Raw genomic sequence first — 1521 nt, 5'->3', positions numbered from 1 at the left:
AACCGTTTGTGTTAATATTTGTAAATGTCAAGTTAAATTTGGCAAAAAATACAATTTCTTACAAGAAATCGCATCTGTATCACAGTTAGCGATTTTTTTTGTCTCTAATGATCTTAGCATTACTAGAGAAGTTCTGAGAAAAGCCGTATTATCCTTAGCATAACCATTAATGCACATATAATTGCATAACATTTCCTAATGTTAGCATTTAATTATAAAGGCAGCTTAACATATGCATGTGGATGAGGCGATTTCAATAGGAAGTGAGTATCTTTCAAAAAGCCACTACTCTGAGTTGGTTGCAGAAAAGTACAAAAGAGAATGGCTCAAATATGCCGTATTTCTTAATAAATCAGACATGAGCAGTGAGGTATCAATCGCGAGCATACACTCCTACCTTAAGGCAGTCCGAAATATAGATATCGAGCACGATGCTGAATTAATGGACAAATTTGATAAGCAATGTTACAGGTGTCTGATAACCCTTGATTGCCTTGCCAATAATAAGCCTGTTCCAAGAGCAATCAACCTTATCAGGTTCAGGGTCCCGATCAGCAAAGACTTTGCTGATTTAAATCAGGAGTTTAAGAACTTTCTCGTTTCTCATGCTTACTCTGAAAGGAGTGTAACAAGCTACATAAGCGCTACCAAGTTGTTTCTTTCCCATATACATGTCAAATTTTCTGTTACTGACCCTGCTGACATTTCAGATAAACATGCCATTTCCTTTCTTTCCCAATACGATAATAAGCGTTCTCGTAAGAACTTGGTAAATGCGCTGAATGTATTTGGTAAGTTTCTTGTTCAGAGCGGACGTCAGAAAGTAAGTTTCATGCTTACTATGCCCTCAATTTCAGGCGGATCCTACCAGAACATAAACTATGCACTGACTGAGGAGCAGCTTGTTGAACTTTTATCAGCTCTTGATACCGAAACAGCAATCGGAAAGCGTAACGCTCTAATGGTAGTTTTAGCAAGCTTCTGTGGCATGAGGATTGGCGATATCACAAAACTAAAATTCAAAAACATCAATTTAGATGGCAAATTCATATCTTTCGTAATGTCCAAGACAAGCAAGCCCCACTCTATTTCTTATAAAGGTGAGGTTGTAGAGGCATACCTGACGGACTATCTGGATAATGGCCGTCCATCACATTTGTCCAGAGAAAGTAATGATTTTGTGATTGTATCTCACAGTGCTCCATACGGTCGCCTGCGCGGCAATCAGCACGGCATGCTTCAGCGCTTTCTTGATTATGCCTCAATATGTGCATCTCAATTTGATCACAGTGGTATGCACCTGCTCAGACATACATACGCCAGTATGCTCGTCAATAATGATGTACCTTTGACCCAGGTGGCTATGCTGATGGGACACTCTTGCATTGATCAGACAGTAAGGTACATCCAGCTTAACCAAAGAAAAATGAGGCTGTGTGCTATACCTGAAAGCTTCTGCATTCATGGTGGGAGAGATTCTTTATGACATCAGAAGTAAAGCTTTATGATACAGAAGTATTT

The 1521-nt window shown here is 39.2% G+C and carries 1 protein-coding gene; it reads left to right on the top strand.

Annotated features, from left to right (window positions below; translation table 11 throughout):
• The first annotated feature begins 238 nt into the window (after positions 1 to 238).
• Positions 239 to 1486: a tyrosine-type recombinase/integrase gene (locus tag MXE41_RS13285; RefSeq protein WP_247100879.1), complete on the top strand. Its 1248-nt coding sequence runs from the start codon at positions 239 to 241 to the stop codon at positions 1484 to 1486.
• Positions 1487 to 1521 lie beyond the last annotated feature (35 nt).

The sequence above is a fragment of the Anaerobiospirillum sp. NML120449 genome (assembly GCF_023051105.1).
Classification (GTDB): Bacteria; Pseudomonadota; Gammaproteobacteria; order Enterobacterales; family Succinivibrionaceae; genus Anaerobiospirillum.
The sequence above is the reverse complement of the archived record's forward strand: the minus strand, read 5'-3'. Positions and strand labels throughout refer to the sequence as shown.